19 protein-coding genes are annotated in these 15715 nt (G+C 63.0%); 17 read left to right on the top strand and 2 right to left on the bottom strand.

From position 1 onward, the window contains the following. Window positions 1-85: 85 nt before the first annotated feature. Complete coding sequence (locus tag PZ895_RS03605; protein WP_275837680.1) at window positions 86-991, top strand: DMT family transporter; 906 nt, start codon at window positions 86-88, stop codon at window positions 989-991. On the opposite strand, the gene argB is transcribed toward PZ895_RS03605, so the two are convergent. Then, complete coding sequence (argB, locus tag PZ895_RS03610; protein ID WP_275837681.1) at window positions 988-1884, bottom strand: acetylglutamate kinase; 897 nt, start codon at window positions 1882-1884, stop codon at window positions 988-990. The genes PZ895_RS03605 and argB overlap by 4 nt on opposite strands. Before the next feature lie 132 nt (window positions 1885-2016). Between argB and PZ895_RS03615 the strand changes: the two genes are divergently transcribed. From PZ895_RS03615 to PZ895_RS03640, 6 genes are all read left to right on the top strand, one after another. Further along, window positions 2017-2556 carry a sigma-70 family RNA polymerase sigma factor gene (locus PZ895_RS03615; protein ID WP_275837682.1) on the top strand — a complete coding sequence of 180 codons (540 nt, stop codon included), beginning with the start codon at window positions 2017-2019 and terminating at the stop codon, window positions 2554-2556. Further along, window positions 2553-3275: an anti-sigma factor gene (locus PZ895_RS03620; RefSeq protein WP_275837683.1), complete on the top strand. Its 723-nt coding sequence runs from the start codon at window positions 2553-2555 to the stop codon at window positions 3273-3275. Before PZ895_RS03615 ends, PZ895_RS03620 begins: the two co-directional genes overlap by 4 nt. A 116-nt stretch (window positions 3276-3391) precedes the next feature. Continuing rightward, window positions 3392-3544 (top strand): hypothetical protein, encoded by a 153-nt coding sequence (locus PZ895_RS03625; RefSeq protein WP_275837684.1) that lies wholly within the window; start codon window positions 3392-3394, stop codon window positions 3542-3544. Between the two features lie 164 nt (window positions 3545-3708). Then, complete coding sequence (locus PZ895_RS03630; protein WP_275837685.1) at window positions 3709-4269, top strand: fasciclin domain-containing protein; 561 nt, start codon at window positions 3709-3711, stop codon at window positions 4267-4269. 201 nt (window positions 4270-4470) lie between these two features. After that, a complete protein-coding gene (gene msrB / locus PZ895_RS03635) occupies window positions 4471-4989 on the top strand; it encodes a peptide-methionine (R)-S-oxide reductase MsrB (RefSeq protein ID WP_275837687.1) in 519 nt (172 codons plus the stop codon). A 67-nt stretch (window positions 4990-5056) separates the two neighbouring features. Then, window positions 5057-6472 (top strand): MATE family efflux transporter, encoded by a 1416-nt coding sequence (locus PZ895_RS03640; RefSeq protein WP_275837688.1) that lies wholly within the window; start codon window positions 5057-5059, stop codon window positions 6470-6472. Here the strand turns inward: PZ895_RS03640 and PZ895_RS03645 are convergent. After that, window positions 6436-7557: an AI-2E family transporter gene (locus tag PZ895_RS03645; RefSeq protein ID WP_275837689.1), complete on the bottom strand. Its 1122-nt coding sequence runs from the start codon at window positions 7555-7557 to the stop codon at window positions 6436-6438. The genes PZ895_RS03640 and PZ895_RS03645 overlap by 37 nt on opposite strands. Window positions 7558-7657: 100 nt before the next feature. On the opposite strand from PZ895_RS03645, the gene PZ895_RS03650 reads away from it, so the two are divergent. The 10 genes from PZ895_RS03650 to PZ895_RS03695 all read left to right on the top strand — a co-directional run bounded on the left by PZ895_RS03650 (window position 7658) and on the right by PZ895_RS03695 (window position 15666). Continuing rightward, window positions 7658-7990: a metalloregulator ArsR/SmtB family transcription factor gene (locus PZ895_RS03650; RefSeq protein ID WP_275837691.1), complete on the top strand. Its 333-nt coding sequence runs from the start codon at window positions 7658-7660 to the stop codon at window positions 7988-7990. Window positions 7991-8001: 11 nt separating this feature from the next. Beyond that, entirely contained in the window at window positions 8002-8511 is a 510-nt protein-coding gene (locus tag PZ895_RS03655) for an arsenate reductase ArsC (RefSeq protein ID WP_275837692.1), read from the top strand. A gap of 13 nt (window positions 8512-8524) precedes the next feature. Then, the gene (arsB, locus tag PZ895_RS03660) at window positions 8525-9592 is read left to right on the top strand and encodes an ACR3 family arsenite efflux transporter (RefSeq protein WP_275837693.1); all 1068 of its coding nucleotides are present in this window, start codon (window positions 8525-8527) and stop codon (window positions 9590-9592) included. Between the two features lie 10 nt (window positions 9593-9602). Beyond that, window positions 9603-10007 carry an arsenate reductase (glutaredoxin) gene (arsC, locus tag PZ895_RS03665; protein WP_275837695.1) on the top strand — a complete coding sequence of 135 codons (405 nt, stop codon included), beginning with the start codon at window positions 9603-9605 and terminating at the stop codon, window positions 10005-10007. Window position 10008: 1 nt separating this feature from the next. Next, window positions 10009-10719: an arsenical resistance protein ArsH gene (gene arsH / locus PZ895_RS03670; RefSeq protein WP_275837697.1), complete on the top strand. Its 711-nt coding sequence runs from the start codon at window positions 10009-10011 to the stop codon at window positions 10717-10719. A gap of 255 nt (window positions 10720-10974) precedes the next feature. Beyond that, window positions 10975-11730: an ABC transporter ATP-binding protein gene (locus PZ895_RS03675; protein ID WP_275837698.1), complete on the top strand. Its 756-nt coding sequence runs from the start codon at window positions 10975-10977 to the stop codon at window positions 11728-11730. Then, on the top strand, window positions 11723-12469 hold the full coding sequence (locus tag PZ895_RS03680; RefSeq protein WP_275837699.1) for an ABC transporter ATP-binding protein: 747 nt from the start codon (window positions 11723-11725) through the stop codon (window positions 12467-12469). Before PZ895_RS03675 ends, PZ895_RS03680 begins: the two co-directional genes overlap by 8 nt. Window positions 12470-12513: 44 nt before the next feature. After that, window positions 12514-13707, top strand: a complete 1194-nt coding sequence (locus PZ895_RS03685; protein ID WP_275837700.1) for an ABC transporter substrate-binding protein — start codon at window positions 12514-12516, stop codon at window positions 13705-13707. Between the two features lie 76 nt (window positions 13708-13783). Next, the gene (locus PZ895_RS03690; protein ID WP_024586644.1) at window positions 13784-14671 is read left to right on the top strand and encodes a branched-chain amino acid ABC transporter permease; all 888 of its coding nucleotides are present in this window, start codon (window positions 13784-13786) and stop codon (window positions 14669-14671) included. An 86-nt stretch (window positions 14672-14757) separates the two neighbouring features. Further along, window positions 14758-15666: a branched-chain amino acid ABC transporter permease gene (locus PZ895_RS03695; protein WP_275837940.1), complete on the top strand. Its 909-nt coding sequence runs from the start codon at window positions 14758-14760 to the stop codon at window positions 15664-15666. Window positions 15667-15715 lie beyond the last annotated feature (49 nt).

Here is a 15715-nt window from a genome sequence, read left to right on the forward strand (position 1 = left end):
TTGTGACGCAGCAAGAGGCGAAGCGCAACGGCCAGCTTGCGCGCATGAGTGTTATGCCCTAGCCGCTCTCGCGTCAGGGGGCAACATGGAACTTTGGATTCCGATCACGATCGCGGCGGCGTTCCTGCAGAATTTGCGGTCGGCCGGCCAGAAGCATCTGAAGAGCGTCATGGGCACGACCGGCGCGACTTTCGTGCGCTTCGGCTTCGGACTGCCCTTCGCGCTCGCCTTCGTTGCCGGACTGCACGGCCTCGCCGGGTTCGACCTGCCGCCGCTGAACGCGATCTTCGCGATATGGGTGGTGGTCGGTGCCATCGGCCAGATCACCGCGACCTTCCTGTTGATCCATCTGTTCTCGTTTCGCAATTTCGCGGTCGGTACCGCCTATTCGCGCACGGAGCCGGCGCAGGCCGCGCTCTTCGCGCTGATCTTTTTCGGCGAGCGCGTCACTGCCGGAACGCTCGCCGCCATCGCTATCAGCATGTTCGGTGTGATGCTGGTTTCGGTCGCCCACATGCAGATCACCTGGCGCAATCTCGTGACGTCCGTCGTCGCGCGCAACGCGCTGATCGGCCTCGCCTCGGGCACCGCCTTCGGCATTTCGGCCGTCGCCTATCGCGCCGCCTCGCTGTCGCTTGGCGGGCCGAACTTCCTGATGCAGGCGGCGGTGACGCTCGCCGTCGTCATCAGCTTCCAGACGGTGATCATGGCCGCCTGGATGTTGTGGAAGGACCGCGCGGAAATCGGCCGCATCGCGCGGGCCTGGAAGCCGTCGCTCTTCACCGGACTCATGGGGGCGACCGCATCCTTCGGTTGGTTCATGGCGATGACGCTGCAGCAGGCCGCCGTGGTCAAGGCGCTGGCGCAGGTGGAAATGCTGTTCACCTTCGCCGCGTCGGTCTTCTTCTTCAAGGAAGCGATCAACCGCATCGAGATCGCCGGTTGCGTGCTGATCGTGGCGGGGATCGTGGTTCTGGTTCTGGTGGGTTAGGGCACGATCAGCGTTCCCGCGCCATGTTCGGTGAACAACTCCAGGAGCACGGCATGGGGTGTCTTGCCGTTGAGGATGACGACGCCCTCCACGCCGCGCTCGATCGCCTCGATGCAGGTCTCGACCTTGGGAATCATGCCGCCGGAGATCGTGCCGTCGGCGATGAGTTGGCGGGCCTGGCTGACGGTAAGCTCGTCAATGAGGTTCCTGTCCTTGTCGAGGACGCCCGGCACGTCGGTCAGGAAAAGGAGGCGCGAGGCGTTGAGGGCTCCGGCAATGGCGCCGGCGAACGTGTCGGCATTGATGTTGTAGGTGTGGCCGTCGCGGCCCGGCGCGACCGGCGCGATGACCGGGATCATCTCGGAGCGCGCGAGGAGGTCGAGCAGTGTGCGGTCGACTTCGACCGGCTCGCCGACGAAGCCGAGATCGATGGCGCGCTCGATGTTGGAATCGGGATCCTTCACGGTCTTGCGCGCCTTTTCGGCGAAAACCATGTTGCCGTCCTTGCCGCAAAGCCCGATTGCCCATTCGCCTTCGGCATTGATGAGCGCGACGATCTCCTTGTTGATGGAGCCGGCCAGCACCATCTCGACGATCTCGACCGTCTTCTGGTCGGTCACGCGCAGGCCGCCCTCGAATTTCGATTCGATGCCCATCTTGGCCAGCATGGCGCCGATCTGCGGCCCGCCGCCATGGACGACGATCGGGTTGACGCCGGACTGTTTCAAAAGCGCGATGTCGCGCGCGAAGGCGCGGCCGAGTTCGACATTGCCCATCGCGTGGCCGCCATATTTCACCACGACTGTCTTGTTCTCGTAGCGCTGCATATAGGGCAGGGCGGCGGACAGAAGTCGGGCCTGTTCCGCAGCGGTTCCGAGTTGCTCGGGGGTCATGGTGATCCTCGCACGATTTTGGGGCGAGGGCTGTTTAGCTTCATTCGCCATTCCGGGCAAACGTCTTCGCCGTCGAAAAGGAAATGCGATCAGGCGTTGCAAAACGAGACATGGCCGCTAGTTTGATGCCAGATGACCCCGCCCGATATCTCGAAGCTGATCGTCAGAACCTCGATGCGCGACCGCGCAGCGTTCGATTTGCTTTATCGGCAAACGAGCGCGAAACTTTTCGGCGTGTGCTTGCGTGTCTTGAACGATCGGGCCGAAGCCGAGGAAGCGCTACAGGAAGTCTACGTCAAGATATGGACCAAGGCCGACCGCTTCGCCGTCTCCGACTTGAGTCCGATCTCATGGCTGGTGGCCGTGGCGCGCAATCATTCGATCGACCGGATCAGGGCGCGTCGGATGAAGCAGACCGGGCTCGACGAGGCCGCCGAGATTGCCGACCCCGCACCGGGGCCGGAAGCTCTCGCGCTGGCCGGCGACGAGGGCGCGCGCATCCACCTTTGCCTTGAAGAACTGGACGCCGACCGGGCGGCCGCCGTACGCGGCGCCTATCTGGTCGGCGAGAGCTACGCCGAACTTGCGGAGCGCCATGGCGTGCCGCTGAATACGATGCGAACCTGGCTGCGCCGCAGCCTCATGAAGCTGAAGGACTGTCTGGAAAGATGACGCCGACCGACCATCACGAACCGGAACTTGGAGGCGACGAAGCGCTCGCCGCCGAGTACGTTCTGGGCGTGCTGCCGGCGTCCGAGCGACAGGACGTCGCGCGTCGCATCGAGGCCGACATCATGTTCGCGCGTCTTGTCGACGATTGGGAGGCTCGGCTGTCCCCGCTCGGCGCGTTTTATACGCCGGTCGATGCGCCTGCGTCGGTCAAGCAGGCGCTGGATCGACGCATCTTCACAGGAAACGCCCGGCCGACATCGCGCGCCGGTGCGTCCTGGTGGAACAGTCTGGGTCTGTGGCGCGGCCTGGCCGCGGCTTCGGTCGTTGCGCTGGCTCTGGTCGTCGGCTGGAACCTCCAGCCGCCCGTCGAGGAGGCGCCTTCTGCGCGCTTCGTGGCCTCGCTCGAAAACCCCGACACGGATGTGCGCTATCTGGCGCTCTACGACGAGGCGCACGCGACGATCAGCCTGTCGCGCCTCGACGGGACGGCCGCCGCCGACCAGGATTTCGAGTTGTGGGTGATCGAGGGCGACGAGGCTCCAGCCTCGCTCGGCGTCCTTGCGGATGCGGATCATCTCGAAGTCCGGCCTTCCGAAGAACTGCGCGCGAAATTCGCGGCTGGCGCGGTGCTGGCCGTCTCGCTCGAACCGGAGGGCGGCTCGCCCACCGGACAGCCCACGGGGGCCGTGGTCGCCCTCGGGGATCTGCGCAGCATCTGATTGAATTGTCAGTAAAATATTGCTTCACGTCATCTTTTGAGAGGTGACTGGAATTTATTACGCGTTGGTCGACAAATCTATTTCATTCATTACTTTGAACATGGGTAGGGAATTCAATGGAATTTGAGGTGAAGGACATGTTTCGTATTCTGACTTATCCGCTTATTGCTTTGGGATTGCTGGTGATGGCTGCCTGCACGGATGACGCTGGCACGGACCAGCCCGCAGGGATGACGGAACCGCCGGCGACGACTGCCCCGGCTGAATAGACGAAACGGCCTCCTGGCCTTTCGAGACACGAAAACCGGTCGGCATTGCCGGCCGGTTTTCGTTTTTGCCGCTCCTTTTTTCTGCAAGCGTGAAACTCTTGCCTCTCCGGTTCGTGACTCCCTGCGTCGCCCCGTTCAGAGGGCCAACTCAGGAGGTTTCGAACATGCGCAACTTCACGCGTACCATTCTCGCCGGCTCCATCGCTTTGTCCGCTCTCGCCGGTTCGGCGTTCGCACAGGACAATCCGATGGTCGGCGGTGCCGAAATGTTCGCCGACAAGAACATCGTCGAGAACGCGATGAACTCGGCTGACCACACGACGCTGGTCGCGGCCGTCCAGGCCGCCGGCCTGGTCGAGACTTTGCAGGGCGAAGGCCCGTTCACCGTCTTCGCGCCCACCAATGACGCGTTCGCCGCCCTGCCGGAAGGAACCGTCGACAATCTCCTGCTGCCGGAGAACAAGGAGCAGCTCACCAAGGTCCTGACCTGCCATGTGGTCGCCGCCGACGCGATGTCGGAAGCGATCGGCACGATGATCTCGGATGATGGTGGCGAGCACGCCATCGAAACCGTCGGCGGCTGCACCGTGACGGCCAAGATGGATGGCGACAACATCGTTCTCGTCGACGAGAACGGCGGCGAGGCGACGGTCACGATTGCCGATGTCGATCAGTCGAACGGCGTGATCCACGTCATCGACGCGGTGCTGCTGCCCCAGATGTAAGAACCGTCTTCAGCAACCGGCCGGCGTTTTCCTGCTCCCGCATTGACCGTCGGCTGACTTGACCCCGCCTTTCACGTTCGCGTCTGCACCCGCGAGAGGGGCGGGGTCTTTTCATTGTCACGGCGCTTTTCAACGCGAATTGATTGCACCGTGCGCGAGGCGCCCATGTAAGGTGCGCCAAGCACGCAAGGAGATGAACCGATGACACGCAGAAAGTTTCTCTACGGCAGCGCCGGCGCCATCGGCTTTGTGGCCTTGGGCGGAAGCTTGTTTCACCGCCTGATGCCCGGCCCGGCAATGGCCGCCGCCGAGGGTGGTTTCGAGGTCACGAAGACCGAGGCCGAATGGCGCTCGATCCTTACCGACGTCCAGTATCGGGTGTTGCGCGAGGAGGCGACCGAACGCGCCTTCACCAGCCCGCTCAACGACGAAAAGCGCGCCGGCAAGTACCATTGCGCCGGCTGCGATCTTGCCGTCTATTCCTCGGAAACGAAGTACGATTCCGGTACAGGCTGGCCGAGCTTCTGGCAATCCGAGCCGAACGCGATCGGCACCAAGGAAGACAATACGCTGTTCATGACGCGCACCGAATGTCACTGCGCGCGCTGCGGCGGCCATCTCGGTCACATCTTCGATGATGGTCCGCCGCCGACCGGCAAGCGCCATTGCATCAACGGCGTCGCAATGACCTTCAAGCCGCAGGCTGCGGTCGCCGGCTGAGCCGGTGAGCCAATCTTTCCGTTGGCGTGGGTCTAGCCATTGGCGCCGATCGCGTTAATGGCGCGTCATGCTTCAATCCGCGCCAGTCCTGACGACCCGGTCCACATGGCGCGGTGAAATCCGCGCCATGCTCCTGTTGGCCTGGCCGATGGTTCTGACGAACCTTGCCCAGACGGCGATGACGGCGACGGACGTCATGATGATGGGACGCGTCGGCCCCGCGACGCTCGCCGCCGGCACGCTCGGCTCCAACGTCTATTTTGCGCCGATGATCTTCGGCCTCGGCCTCATTCTCGCCACCTCACCGATGATGGCGCGCGAACTGGGGCGCAAGCCGAGTTCCGTGCGCGACGTGCGCCGGACGGTTCGCCAGGGCCTGTGGATCGGACTGATCGTAGCGATCCCGATCTGGTTCCTGCTCTGGCAGACGGAGGCGATCCTCCTCGCCATGGGCCAGGATGCCGACCTGTCCGCGCAGGCCGGCGCCTATATGCGCACGCTGCAATGGGCTCTGCTGCCCTTCTACTGGTATATCGTATTGCGCTCCTTCACCTCGGCGCTGGAGCGGCCCGGTTGGGCGATGGTCATGATGTTCGTGGCCGTCGCGTTCAACGTCGCGGCGAACTGGGCGCTGATCTTCGGCAATCTCGGTTTTCCCCCGCTTGGCATCGTCGGTGCGGGCATCGCGACGACGGCGTCGAGCACGGTGATGTTCGCCGGCATGGTGTTCGTCGTCACGCTCGACCGCAAGTTCAGGCGCTACGCGGTTTTCGGCCGCTTCTGGCGATCCGATTGGCCGCGTCTTCTCGAACTCGTCCGGCTCGGCCTGCCGATTGCCGGCGTGCTGGCACTCGAGGTTTCCGTGTTCAACGCCGCAGCGCTGCTGATGGGCCTGATCGACGCGATTTCGCTGGCCGCCCACGCGATCGCCATCCAGATCGCGTCGATCACCTTCATGGTGCCGATGGGGCTGGGACAGGCGGCGACCGTGCGCGTCGGCCGCGCCTTCGGCGCCAACGACCGCGATGGCGTCACGCGGGCTGGCTGGACGGCCTTCGTGCTCGGTGTGAGTTTCATGGCGGTTGTGGCGCTGGTCATGCTCCTTGCGCCGCGCGCCCTGATCTGGGCCTTCATCGACATGGAAGATCCGGTCAACCTGCCGGTGATCGACATGGCGATCACCTTCCTGGCGCTTGCTGCGCTGTTCCAGATCGTCGATGGCGCACAGGCCGTCGGCGGCGGAATGCTGCGCGGCCTTCACGACACGACGGTGCCGATGATCTATGCGGCGATCGGCTACTGGGCGATCGGCATGTCGCTCGGCGTGGCGCTGGCCTTCCCGCTCGGGCTTGATGGCGTGGGAATATGGATCGGCCTTTCGGTCGGACTGGCCGTCGTCGCGGTGCTCTTCATCACGCGTTGGATGGGCCGCGAGCGCTTTCTTGCTCAGCCTGCCCTGTCGCCCAGCACGTCCTCGATATAGAGCCGCTTGACGAGAACCATCAGGACGGCGGCGAAGGGTGTCGCGAGCATGATGCCGACAAAGCCGAACAACAGACCCATGATGACCAGCGACGCCATGATGAGCGCCGGCGGCAGGCTGACCGCCTGCCGCTGGATCAGCGGTGTCAGGATGTTGCCTTCGAGGAACTGGACGACGCAATAGACGCCGAGAGCATAGCCGACCACCCACCAGTCCTGCGACATGGCGACCAGCACGATCGGGATGCCGGCGAGGATCGGGCCGAGAACGGGGATGAAGTTGAGGATACCGGCGGCCAGGCCCAGAAGAATCGCACCCGGCATTCCGACGACCGCCAGCGCGGCATAGACGACGAGCCCGATGATGCTCATGGTCACGAACTGGCCGATCAGCCAGAAGCGCAGTGTGATGCCGATTTCGTCGAGCACTTCGGCAAAGCGCGGCCTGCTTTCGATCGAGACGAGCCGCACCGCGCCGTCGCGGTAAAGCTGCGGCTGGGCAGCGAGGAAGACGCCGACGACGAGGATCACGCCGATATTGCCGATGACGCCGAACGTCGTCGCGAACGCCGCCCGGACCTGTCCGAACAGCCCGGACGGATCGGGCAGCCAGTCCGCTATGCCGTTCGACCGCGCGGCGTTTTCCTCATTGGCTTCCCCGTCTTCCTCCTGATCGGCGATCTCGGCCGTGACCACGTTGACGACGTTGTATTCCTGCAACATCTGTTCGATGCCGCGAATCTCGCGCTCCAGCGTGCGGATCAGGTCCGGCGTCTGCGAGACGGCGGTGACGCCGACGCTGGTGACGAAGCCGATGACGGCGGCGCTCGTCAAAAGGCACGAGATCGCAAGTCGAAAACCACGCGGGATGGGCAGGAGGCGGCCGAGTCCCGTCGTGAACGCGTCGAGGAAGACGGCGAAGAGGATGCCGGCGAACAGCAGCAGGAATCCGCTCGACGCGTAGATGATCAGGAAGAGGCAAAGCCCGATCGCCAGCACGACGCCCGCGACCGTCGCGGTGCGCCAGCCGAGCGAGGCGCGCGTCATGCGTTTGGCAGGCGTCGTAGGTCTTGCGATGTCGTCCATATCCGATGTCTCGCGTGTCGCGGCAAGCTTGTCCAGACGCGATTGGTCGATTGACAAGATCGATATGCCAGAATAAGTATATATCCAGAAGGATAGATATATGGATAAGATGCAATCGCTGGCGGCTCTTGCCGCGCTCGGACAGGAGACGCGGCTCGACGTGTTCCGGCTTCTGGTGCGCGCGGGCGAGACCGGCATCCCCGCTGGAGAGATCGCCGGGCGGCTGGGCGCGGTGCAGAACACGATGTCGGCGCATCTGAAGATCCTGACGGCAGCAGGTCTTGTCCGTTCGCAACGCGAAAGCCGCGTCATCCGCTATTTCGCCGACATGACCGGCTTCCGCGACCTGATGGCCTATCTCATGGAAGATTGCTGTCAGGGCGAGCCGGACATCTGTCGTCCCGTTCTCGACGCCATCATCTGCAAGTGCTGAAGGAGGGTGTGATGTCCGAAAGATCGTACAATGTCCTGTTCCTATGCACGGCGAATTCCGCCCGTTCGATCCTTGCCGAAGCAATCCTGAACCGATTGGGCGGCGGCCGGTCGCGCGCCTATTCGGCCGGGTCCTATCCGCGCGGCTCGGTGCATCCCTTCGCGCTCGACTTGCTTTCGAGCATGAAGATCGACACCACCTTCGCGCGCTCGAAAAGCTGGGACGAGTTCGCCGAACCCGGCGCGCCGCAGATGGATTTCATCTTCACCGTCTGCGACGATGCCGCTGGAGAGACCTGTCCCGTCTGGCCCGGCCATCCGATGACGGCGCACTGGGGCGTGCCCGATCCTGCGCGTGCGGACGGCACCGATGCCGAAAAGCATCTCGCCTTCGCCGAGGCATATCGAATGCTGGCCAATCGCATATCCGTCTTCACTGCCCTTCCTTTCGAGGCTGTCGGCCGGCTGGCGCTTAAGCGTCGGCTCGACGAGATCGGCCAAAGCGGCGACGCGATCGCCTGAACGGACTTTCTCCATGACGAACGAGACTGTGAGCGCTCCGGTGCCGGCGGGCATCGGCTTTTTCGAAAAATGGCTTTCGGTCTGGATCGCTGCCGCGATCCTCGCGGGAATTCTGATCGGCAATATTGCACCCGGCCTCGTCGGCTTCCTGGCCGGCTTGGAGATCGCATCGGTCAACCTCCCGGTTGCGATCCTCATCTGGGCGATGGTGTTCCCGATGATGGTCAATGTCGATTTCGCCAGCCTGCGCCATGTCGGCGACAAGCCGAAGGGGCTGTTGCTGACCGTGGTCGTCAACTGGCTGATCAAACCCTTCACCATGGCTGCGCTGGCGGTTCTGTTCTTCGAATATGTGTTCGCGCCTTTGATCGATCCGGCCGACGCGCAGCAATATATCGCCGGCTTGATCCTTCTCGGCGCCGCGCCCTGCACGGCGATGGTGTTCGTTTGGAGCCAGATGACGCGCGGCGACCCGAACTACACGCTGGTTCAGGTCTCGGTGAACGACATCATCATGGTCTTCGCCTTCGCGCCCATCGTCGCCCTGCTTCTGGGTGTTGCCGACATCGTCGTGCCGTGGGAAACGCTGCTGCTCTCGGTGGTTCTCTACATCGTCATTCCCCTTGTCGCGGGCGCGTTGGTTCGCAAATGGCTGGTCGACCGCGCCGATGGCAAAGGGGGGGATGCGGCCGTGTCCGAATTCACGGCCAGGCTCAAGCCGGCTTCCGTGATCGGCCTGATCGCGACCGTCGTGCTGCTCTTTGCCTTTCAGGGCAATGTGATACTCGACAATCCGCTGGTGATCGTCCTGATCGCAATCCCGCTGCTGATCCAGTCATACGGCATCTTCTTCCTCGCCTATTTCGCCGCGCGCGCCTGGACGGTGCCGTTCAACGTCGCTGCGCCCTGCGCGCTGATCGGTACGTCGAATTTCTTCGAACTGGCAGTGGCGGTCGCCATCGGCCTGTTCGGCCTCAATTCGGGCGCCGCGCTCGCCACCGTCGTCGGCGTGCTGGTCGAGGTGCCGGTGATGTTGTCGCTGGTCGCCTTTGCCAACCGCACCCGCCACTGGTTTTCCTGAGGGTTTCCAAATGGCCGTCACCATCTATCACAATCCCGCCTGCGGCACCTCGCGCAACACGCTGGAAATGATCCGCGCCTCGGGCGAGGAACCGGTCGTCGTCGAATATCTGAAGACGCCGCCATCCCGTGAAAGGCTGGTCGAACTGATCTCAAGGATGGACATGTCGCCGCGCGAACTTCTGCGCGAAAAGGGGACGCCCTATGCCGAACTCGAATTGGGCGAGGACAAATGGAGCGACGACGAACTCGTCGACTTCATGGTTTCCCATCCGATCCTCATCAACCGACCGATCGTCGAGACCCCGAAAGGGACGCGGCTTTGCCGGCCATCGGAGGCCGTCCTCGACATTTTGCCGAACCCCCTTCCCGAGGACTTCGTCAAGGAGGATGGCGATGTGGTGAAGGCGCGCTGACATGACCGATTTTCCTGCGTTGCGGGAGGAGGCGTTTCGCCCGATCGATCGCGACGTGCTCTTCGCCCCGGACCGGTTAGCGCACAAGCCGCGCGTGCTGATGCTTTACGGTTCGCTGCGCGCGCGATCCTATTCGCGTTTTCTGGCGCTCGAGGCGGCGCGGCTTCTCGAAAGCTACGGCGCCGATGTCAAGGTCTTCGATCCGCGCGGTTTGCCCTTGCCGGATGCGGAAGGCGCCGACCATCCGAAGGTGCGCGAATTGCGCGACCTGTCGATGTGGTCCGAAGCCCATGTCTGGTGCTCGCCCGAACGCCATGGCGCGATGACGGGCATCATGAAGGCCCAGATCGACTGGCTGCCTCTGTCGATGGGCGGAATGCGCCCGACGCAGGGGCGCACGCTGGCGCTGATGCAGGTCAGCGGCGGGTCACAAAGCTTCAACACACTCAACCAGTTGCGGGTTCTCGGCCGTTGGATGCGCATGGTCACGATCCCCAACCAGTCGTCGGTTGCCAAGGCGTTCAACGAGTTCGACGATGCCGGCCGGATGCGTCCGTCGCCCTATTACGACAGGGTGGTCGACGTGATGGAGGAACTGATGAAGTTCACCCTCCTCCTGCGCGGCCGTTCGGACTATCTCACGGACCGGTATTCCGAGCGCGTCGAGACGGTTGAGGAACTGTCGAGACGCGTCAACCAGAGCGCGATCTGACCAAGGGTAAGTGTCGAATTCATATTAGACTTAAGTCGTAGAATTCGCGCTTGCGAACAGGGAAACATCTGATTTCATAACGCTTTGTGCGGTGCAAGGCAGCGTATTTCTACGAACTTGCATCTGCCGCGCTGGCATGTATTCATGCGGCAACGACAAGCGCCTGGACCAAGGGCGGTGCGATGGTGGGCCATGGGAGAGCCCGGCAACAAGCCACGCAGCGTTCGGACGGGTGCCGAGGAGGAACATATACGCATGACTGACAGTATCATTCTGTCGGCGCGCGACCTGACGAAGGAGTTCAAGGGCTTCTTCGCCGTGGAAGGCGTCGATCTGAGCGTGAAGCGGGGCACGATTCACGCGCTCATCGGTCCCAACGGGGCCGGCAAGACCACCTGTTTCAATCTCCTGACCAAGTTTCTGCCGCCCTCGCGTGGCCAGATCACCTACAAGGGCGAGGACATCACTTCGATGTCTCCGGCCGACATTGCGCGGCTGGGTCTGGTGCGCTCCTTCCAGATTTCGGCGGTGTTCCCGAACCTGACGTCGATGGAGAATGTCCGCATCGCCTTGCAGCGCCAGCGTGGCGACTCCTACGATTTCTGGCGCTCCGAGAAGGTCTTGACGCAATATGATGAGCGCGCCCACGAGCTTCTGTCCGATGTCGGCCTTCTGGAATTCGCGAACACCTTCGCCGGCGAACTCTCCTATGGTCGCAAGCGGGCGCTGGAGATCGCGACGACGCTGGCGCTCGACCCCGAGATGCTGCTCCTCGACGAACCGATGGCCGGCATGGGCCATGAGGATGTCGAGCGCATCTCCGCGCTGATCAAGCGCATTTCCGCCAACCGAACGGTGCTGATGGTCGAGCACAATCTGTCGGTCGTCGCCGACCTGTCGGACACGATCACGGTTCTCGCCCGCGGCAAGGTGCTTGCCGAAGGCGATTATGCCACCGTTTCCAAGGACCCGCGCGTGGTCGAAGCCTATATCGGAGCCGGCCATGCATGATGCCGCCCTTGCCGCCAAGCCGGCGACGCAGACCGCAGCCGCGCCGCTTCTGACGGTCCGCGACCTCAACGCCTGGTATGGCGAGAGCCATGCGCTGCACGGCGTCACCTTCGATGTCCGGCCTGGCGAGGTGGTTACGCTGCTCGGCCGCAACGGCGCGGGCAAGACCACGACGCTGAAGGCGATCATGGGCATCCTGGGCAAGCGCACAGGTTCGGTGACCTTCGAGGGCAAGGAGACGATCAAGCTTCCGGCGCGTTCCATCGCGCGACAGGGCATCGCCTATTGCCCCGAGGAGCGCGGCATCTTCTCCTCGCTCTCGGTCGAGGAGAACCTGATGCTGCCGCCACAGGTCAAGCCCGGCGGCATGTCGGTCGATCGCATCTTCGAGCTGTTTCCGAACCTCAAGGAGCGCCTGAACTCTCAGGGCACCAAGCTGTCGGGCGGCGAGCAGCAGATGCTGGCGATCGGACGCATCCTGCGCACCGGCGCCAAGACGCTGCTTCTCGACGAGCCGACCGAGGGCCTCGCGCCCGTCATCATCCAGCAGATCGGCAAGACCATCGCGCGGCTGAAGCAGGAGGGCTTCACCATCGTTCTGGTCGAACAGAACTTCCGGTTCGCCTCGACCGTCGCGGACCGTCATTTCGTCGTCGAACAGGGCAAGGTCGTCGACCAGATCCTGAACGACGAACTCGATGCCAACATCGAGAAACTGCACGCCTATCTTGGCGTCTGACTGAGGAAGGCGCTCATAAGCGTCGCAAGTGGAGGAGTGAGGACATGAAACTGAAAACGATTCTTCTCGGATCGATCGCTGCCGCGGTGTTCGCCGCGCCGGCCTATGCCGTCGACATCAAGATCGGCGTCATGAACGACCGCTCCGGCATCTATGCCGACATCGCCGGCGAAGGCTCGGTCGTGGCGGCCCGCATGGCGGTCGAGGATTTCGATGCCGCGGGCAAGGGGATCAATGTCGAGATCGTCTCGGCCGATCACCAGAACAAGCCGGACGTCGGATCGACGATCGCCCGCCAGTGGTATGATCAGGAAAATGTCGACGTGATCGTCGACGTGCCGACCTCGTCGGTGGCGCTTGCCGTCAACGACATCACCCGCGAATCCGACAAGGTGTTCCTGAATTCGGGCGCCGCCACGTCTGATCTGACCGGCTCGGCCTGCTCCCTGAACACGATCCACTGGACGTATGACACCTGGCAGCTTGCCAATGGCACCGGTCGCGCCGTCGTCGAGAACGGTGGTGATTCCTGGTTCTTCGTGACCGCGGACTACGCCTTCGGCCATGCGCTCGAGCGCGACACCTCGGCTGTCGTGGAAGGCGCCGGCGGCGAGATCGTCGGCACCGTGCGCACCCCGTTCCCTGGCACGGATTTCTCGTCCTTCCTGCTCCAGGCGCAGTCGTCCGGCGCGAAGGTCATCGGTCTCGCCAATGCCGGCGGCGACACGATCAACTCGATCAAGCAGGCGTCGGAATTCGGCATCACCCAAGGCGGCCAGTCGCTCGCCGGCCTGCTCGTCTTCATCAACGACATTCATGCACTCGGCCTCGACGTTGCCCAGGGCCTGCTCTTGACCGAGAGCTTCTACTGGAACCTCAACGACCAGACCCGCGAATGGTCGGCGCGCTTCGAGGAACAGAACGGCAAGAAGCCGTCCATGGTCCAGGCCGGCGTCTATGCGAGCGTTCTGCACTACCTGAAGGCCGTCGAGGCCGTCGGTGACAAGGGTGCCCAGGAAGTTGTCGCCAAGATGAAGGAACTGCCGACCGACGATCCGCTCTTCGGCCAGGGTGAAATCCGCGCTGACGGCCGCAAGATCCACGACTCCTATCTGTTCCGCGTCAAGACGCCGGACGAGTCGGAAGGCCCGTGGGACTACTACGAAACCGTCTCGACGACCCCTGCCGCTCAGGCTTTCCGTCCGCTCGAGGACGGCGGCTGCTCGCTCGTCGAATAGGACGTCAACCGGTGCGGCGCGGCCTTGAGCCGCGCCGCATTTCATCTCCAGTATTTCTCGACCACGGGATGCACACATGTTCGAGCTCCTAGGCATTCCGCCGCAAGCTCTTTTCGGCCAGTTGCTGCTGGGCCTGATCAACGGCTCGTTCTATGCGATGCTGTCCCTGGGCCTTGCCATCATTTTCGGCCTGCTCAATATCATCAACTTCACCCACGGCGCGCAATATATGCTCGGCGCCTTCGTGGCCTGGATGCTGCTCAACTATCTCGGCATCGGCTATTGGTGGGCGCTGCTTCTCGTGCCGATTATCGTCGGCGCGACCGGCATCATCATCGAACGGCTTCTGATATCGAGGCTCTACCACCTCGACCATCTCTACGGCCTGCTCCTGACCTTCGGTCTGGCGCTGATCATGCAGGGCCTTCTGCGCAACGAGTACGGCATCTCGGGCCTGCCCTACGGCATTCCGGCGGAACTGGCCGGCGGCCAGAATCTCGGCTTCATGTTCCTGCCGAACTATCGCGGCTGGGTGGTCATCGCCTCGCTCGCCGTCTGCCTCGGCACTTGGTTCGTGATCGAGAAGACGCGACTCGGCGCCTATCTGCGCGCCGCCACCGAGAACCCGACGCTGGTCGGCGCCTTCGGCATCAACGTGCCCTTGATGATCACGCTGACCTACGGCTTCGGCGTGGCACTGGCGGGCTTTGCAGGTGTCCTCGCCGCGCCGATCTATTCGGTCAATCCGAACATGGGCGCTGACCTCATCATCGTCGTCTTCGCCGTGGTCGTCATCGGCGGGATGGGCTCGATCCTCGGCTCGGTCCTGACCGGCTTCGGCCTCGGCCTCGTCGAGGGCCTGACCCGCGTCTTCTATCCTGAGGGCTCCGCCGTCGTCATCTTCGTCATCATGGCCATCGTGCTCATGATAAAGCCCGCCGGCCTGTTCGGGAGGACCGCCTGATGGTTTCCGTCACCGATACCGAAACGACTTCGGCCGTCGCCGAGCCGCGCATCCGGCAAAAGACGATGGGAATGCCGACCCACCACATGGCGATCTTCGCCATGTTGCTGGCGGCCGGCATCGTCGCGCCCTTCATGCTCTATCCCGTCTTCGTCATGAAGGTGCTTTGCTTCGCGCTCTTCGCCTGCGCCTTCAACCTGTTGCTCGGCTTTGGCGGCCTGCTGTCCTTCGGCCACGCCGCCTATTTCGGCTCGGCGAGCTACATCTCGGCCCATGCCGCCAAGGTGTGGGGCCTGTCGCCGGAACTGTCGATCCTGGCGGGGACCGCGACCGCCGCGGTGCTTGGCCTCGTCTTCGGTTCGCTCGCCATCCGCCGCCAGGGCATCTATTTCGCCATGGTGACGCTGGCCTTCGCCCAGATGGTGTATTTCTTCTCCCTCCAGGCTCCGTTCACCGGCGGCGAGGATGGTATCCAGGGCGTGCCGCGCGGCAATCTGTTCGGCATTATCAGCCTGCAAAGCCATTTCGCGGTCTACTGGATGGTGCTGGCGATCGTCTTTATCGGCATCCTGATCATCTACCGCATCATCCATTCGCCCTTCGGTCAGGTGCTGAAGGCGATCCGCGAGAACGAGCCGCGGGCGATTTCGCTCGGCTACCGCGTCAACCGCTACAAGCTGACGGTGTTCGTTCTTTCGGCGACGCTGGCCGGGCTTGCCGGAGCGACGAAGGTGTTCGTCTTCCAACTCGCCTCGCTGACCGACGTCCACTGGTCGATGTCGGGCGAGGTTGTTCTGATGACGCTGCTCGGCGGGATGGGCACGGTGTTCGGGCCGATCGTCGGTGCGGCGGTGATCGTGACCATGCAGAACTATCTGGCGACATGGGGCGCCTGGGTAACAATTGTGCAGGGCATCGTCTTCGTCATCTGCGTCATGCTCTTCCGCGAAGGCATCGTCGGCGTCATTCAGAAATGGACGAAGAAGTCGCTTTGAGACAGATGAACGGTTAAATGAAAAAGCCCCGGCACACGAAGATTGCCGG

Origin of the sequence: Mesorhizobium sp. YIM 152430 (assembly GCF_029210365.1) — a bacterium.
Taxonomy (GTDB): Bacteria; Pseudomonadota; Alphaproteobacteria; order Rhizobiales; family Rhizobiaceae; genus Aliihoeflea.

Excerpts from the sequence above, each read along its gene's own strand:
- PZ895_RS03605 (WP_275837680.1), top strand. The coding sequence starts at position 86 with ATGGAACTTTGGATTCCGATCACGATCGCGGCGGCGTTCCTGCAGAAT.
- argB (WP_275837681.1), bottom strand. The coding sequence starts at position 1,884 with ATGACCCCCGAGCAACTCGGAACCGCTGCGGAACAGGCCCGACTTCTG.
- PZ895_RS03615 (WP_275837682.1), top strand. The coding sequence starts at position 2,017 with ATGACCCCGCCCGATATCTCGAAGCTGATCGTCAGAACCTCGATGCGC.
- PZ895_RS03620 (WP_275837683.1), top strand. The coding sequence starts at position 2,553 with ATGACGCCGACCGACCATCACGAACCGGAACTTGGAGGCGACGAAGCG.
- PZ895_RS03625 (WP_275837684.1), top strand. The coding sequence starts at position 3,392 with ATGGAATTTGAGGTGAAGGACATGTTTCGTATTCTGACTTATCCGCTT.
- PZ895_RS03630 (WP_275837685.1), top strand. The coding sequence starts at position 3,709 with ATGCGCAACTTCACGCGTACCATTCTCGCCGGCTCCATCGCTTTGTCC.
- msrB (WP_275837687.1), top strand. The coding sequence starts at position 4,471 with ATGACACGCAGAAAGTTTCTCTACGGCAGCGCCGGCGCCATCGGCTTT.
- PZ895_RS03640 (WP_275837688.1), top strand. The coding sequence starts at position 5,057 with ATGCTTCAATCCGCGCCAGTCCTGACGACCCGGTCCACATGGCGCGGT.
- PZ895_RS03645 (WP_275837689.1), bottom strand. The coding sequence starts at position 7,557 with ATGGACGACATCGCAAGACCTACGACGCCTGCCAAACGCATGACGCGC.
- PZ895_RS03650 (WP_275837691.1), top strand. The coding sequence starts at position 7,658 with ATGGATAAGATGCAATCGCTGGCGGCTCTTGCCGCGCTCGGACAGGAG.
- PZ895_RS03655 (WP_275837692.1), top strand. The coding sequence starts at position 8,002 with ATGTCCGAAAGATCGTACAATGTCCTGTTCCTATGCACGGCGAATTCC.
- arsB (WP_275837693.1), top strand. The coding sequence starts at position 8,525 with ATGACGAACGAGACTGTGAGCGCTCCGGTGCCGGCGGGCATCGGCTTT.
- arsC (WP_275837695.1), top strand. The coding sequence starts at position 9,603 with ATGGCCGTCACCATCTATCACAATCCCGCCTGCGGCACCTCGCGCAAC.
- arsH (WP_275837697.1), top strand. The coding sequence starts at position 10,009 with ATGACCGATTTTCCTGCGTTGCGGGAGGAGGCGTTTCGCCCGATCGAT.
- PZ895_RS03675 (WP_275837698.1), top strand. The coding sequence starts at position 10,975 with ATGACTGACAGTATCATTCTGTCGGCGCGCGACCTGACGAAGGAGTTC.
- PZ895_RS03680 (WP_275837699.1), top strand. The coding sequence starts at position 11,723 with ATGCATGATGCCGCCCTTGCCGCCAAGCCGGCGACGCAGACCGCAGCC.
- PZ895_RS03685 (WP_275837700.1), top strand. The coding sequence starts at position 12,514 with ATGAAACTGAAAACGATTCTTCTCGGATCGATCGCTGCCGCGGTGTTC.
- PZ895_RS03690 (WP_024586644.1), top strand. The coding sequence starts at position 13,784 with ATGTTCGAGCTCCTAGGCATTCCGCCGCAAGCTCTTTTCGGCCAGTTG.
- PZ895_RS03695 (WP_275837940.1), top strand. The coding sequence starts at position 14,758 with ATGGCGATCTTCGCCATGTTGCTGGCGGCCGGCATCGTCGCGCCCTTC.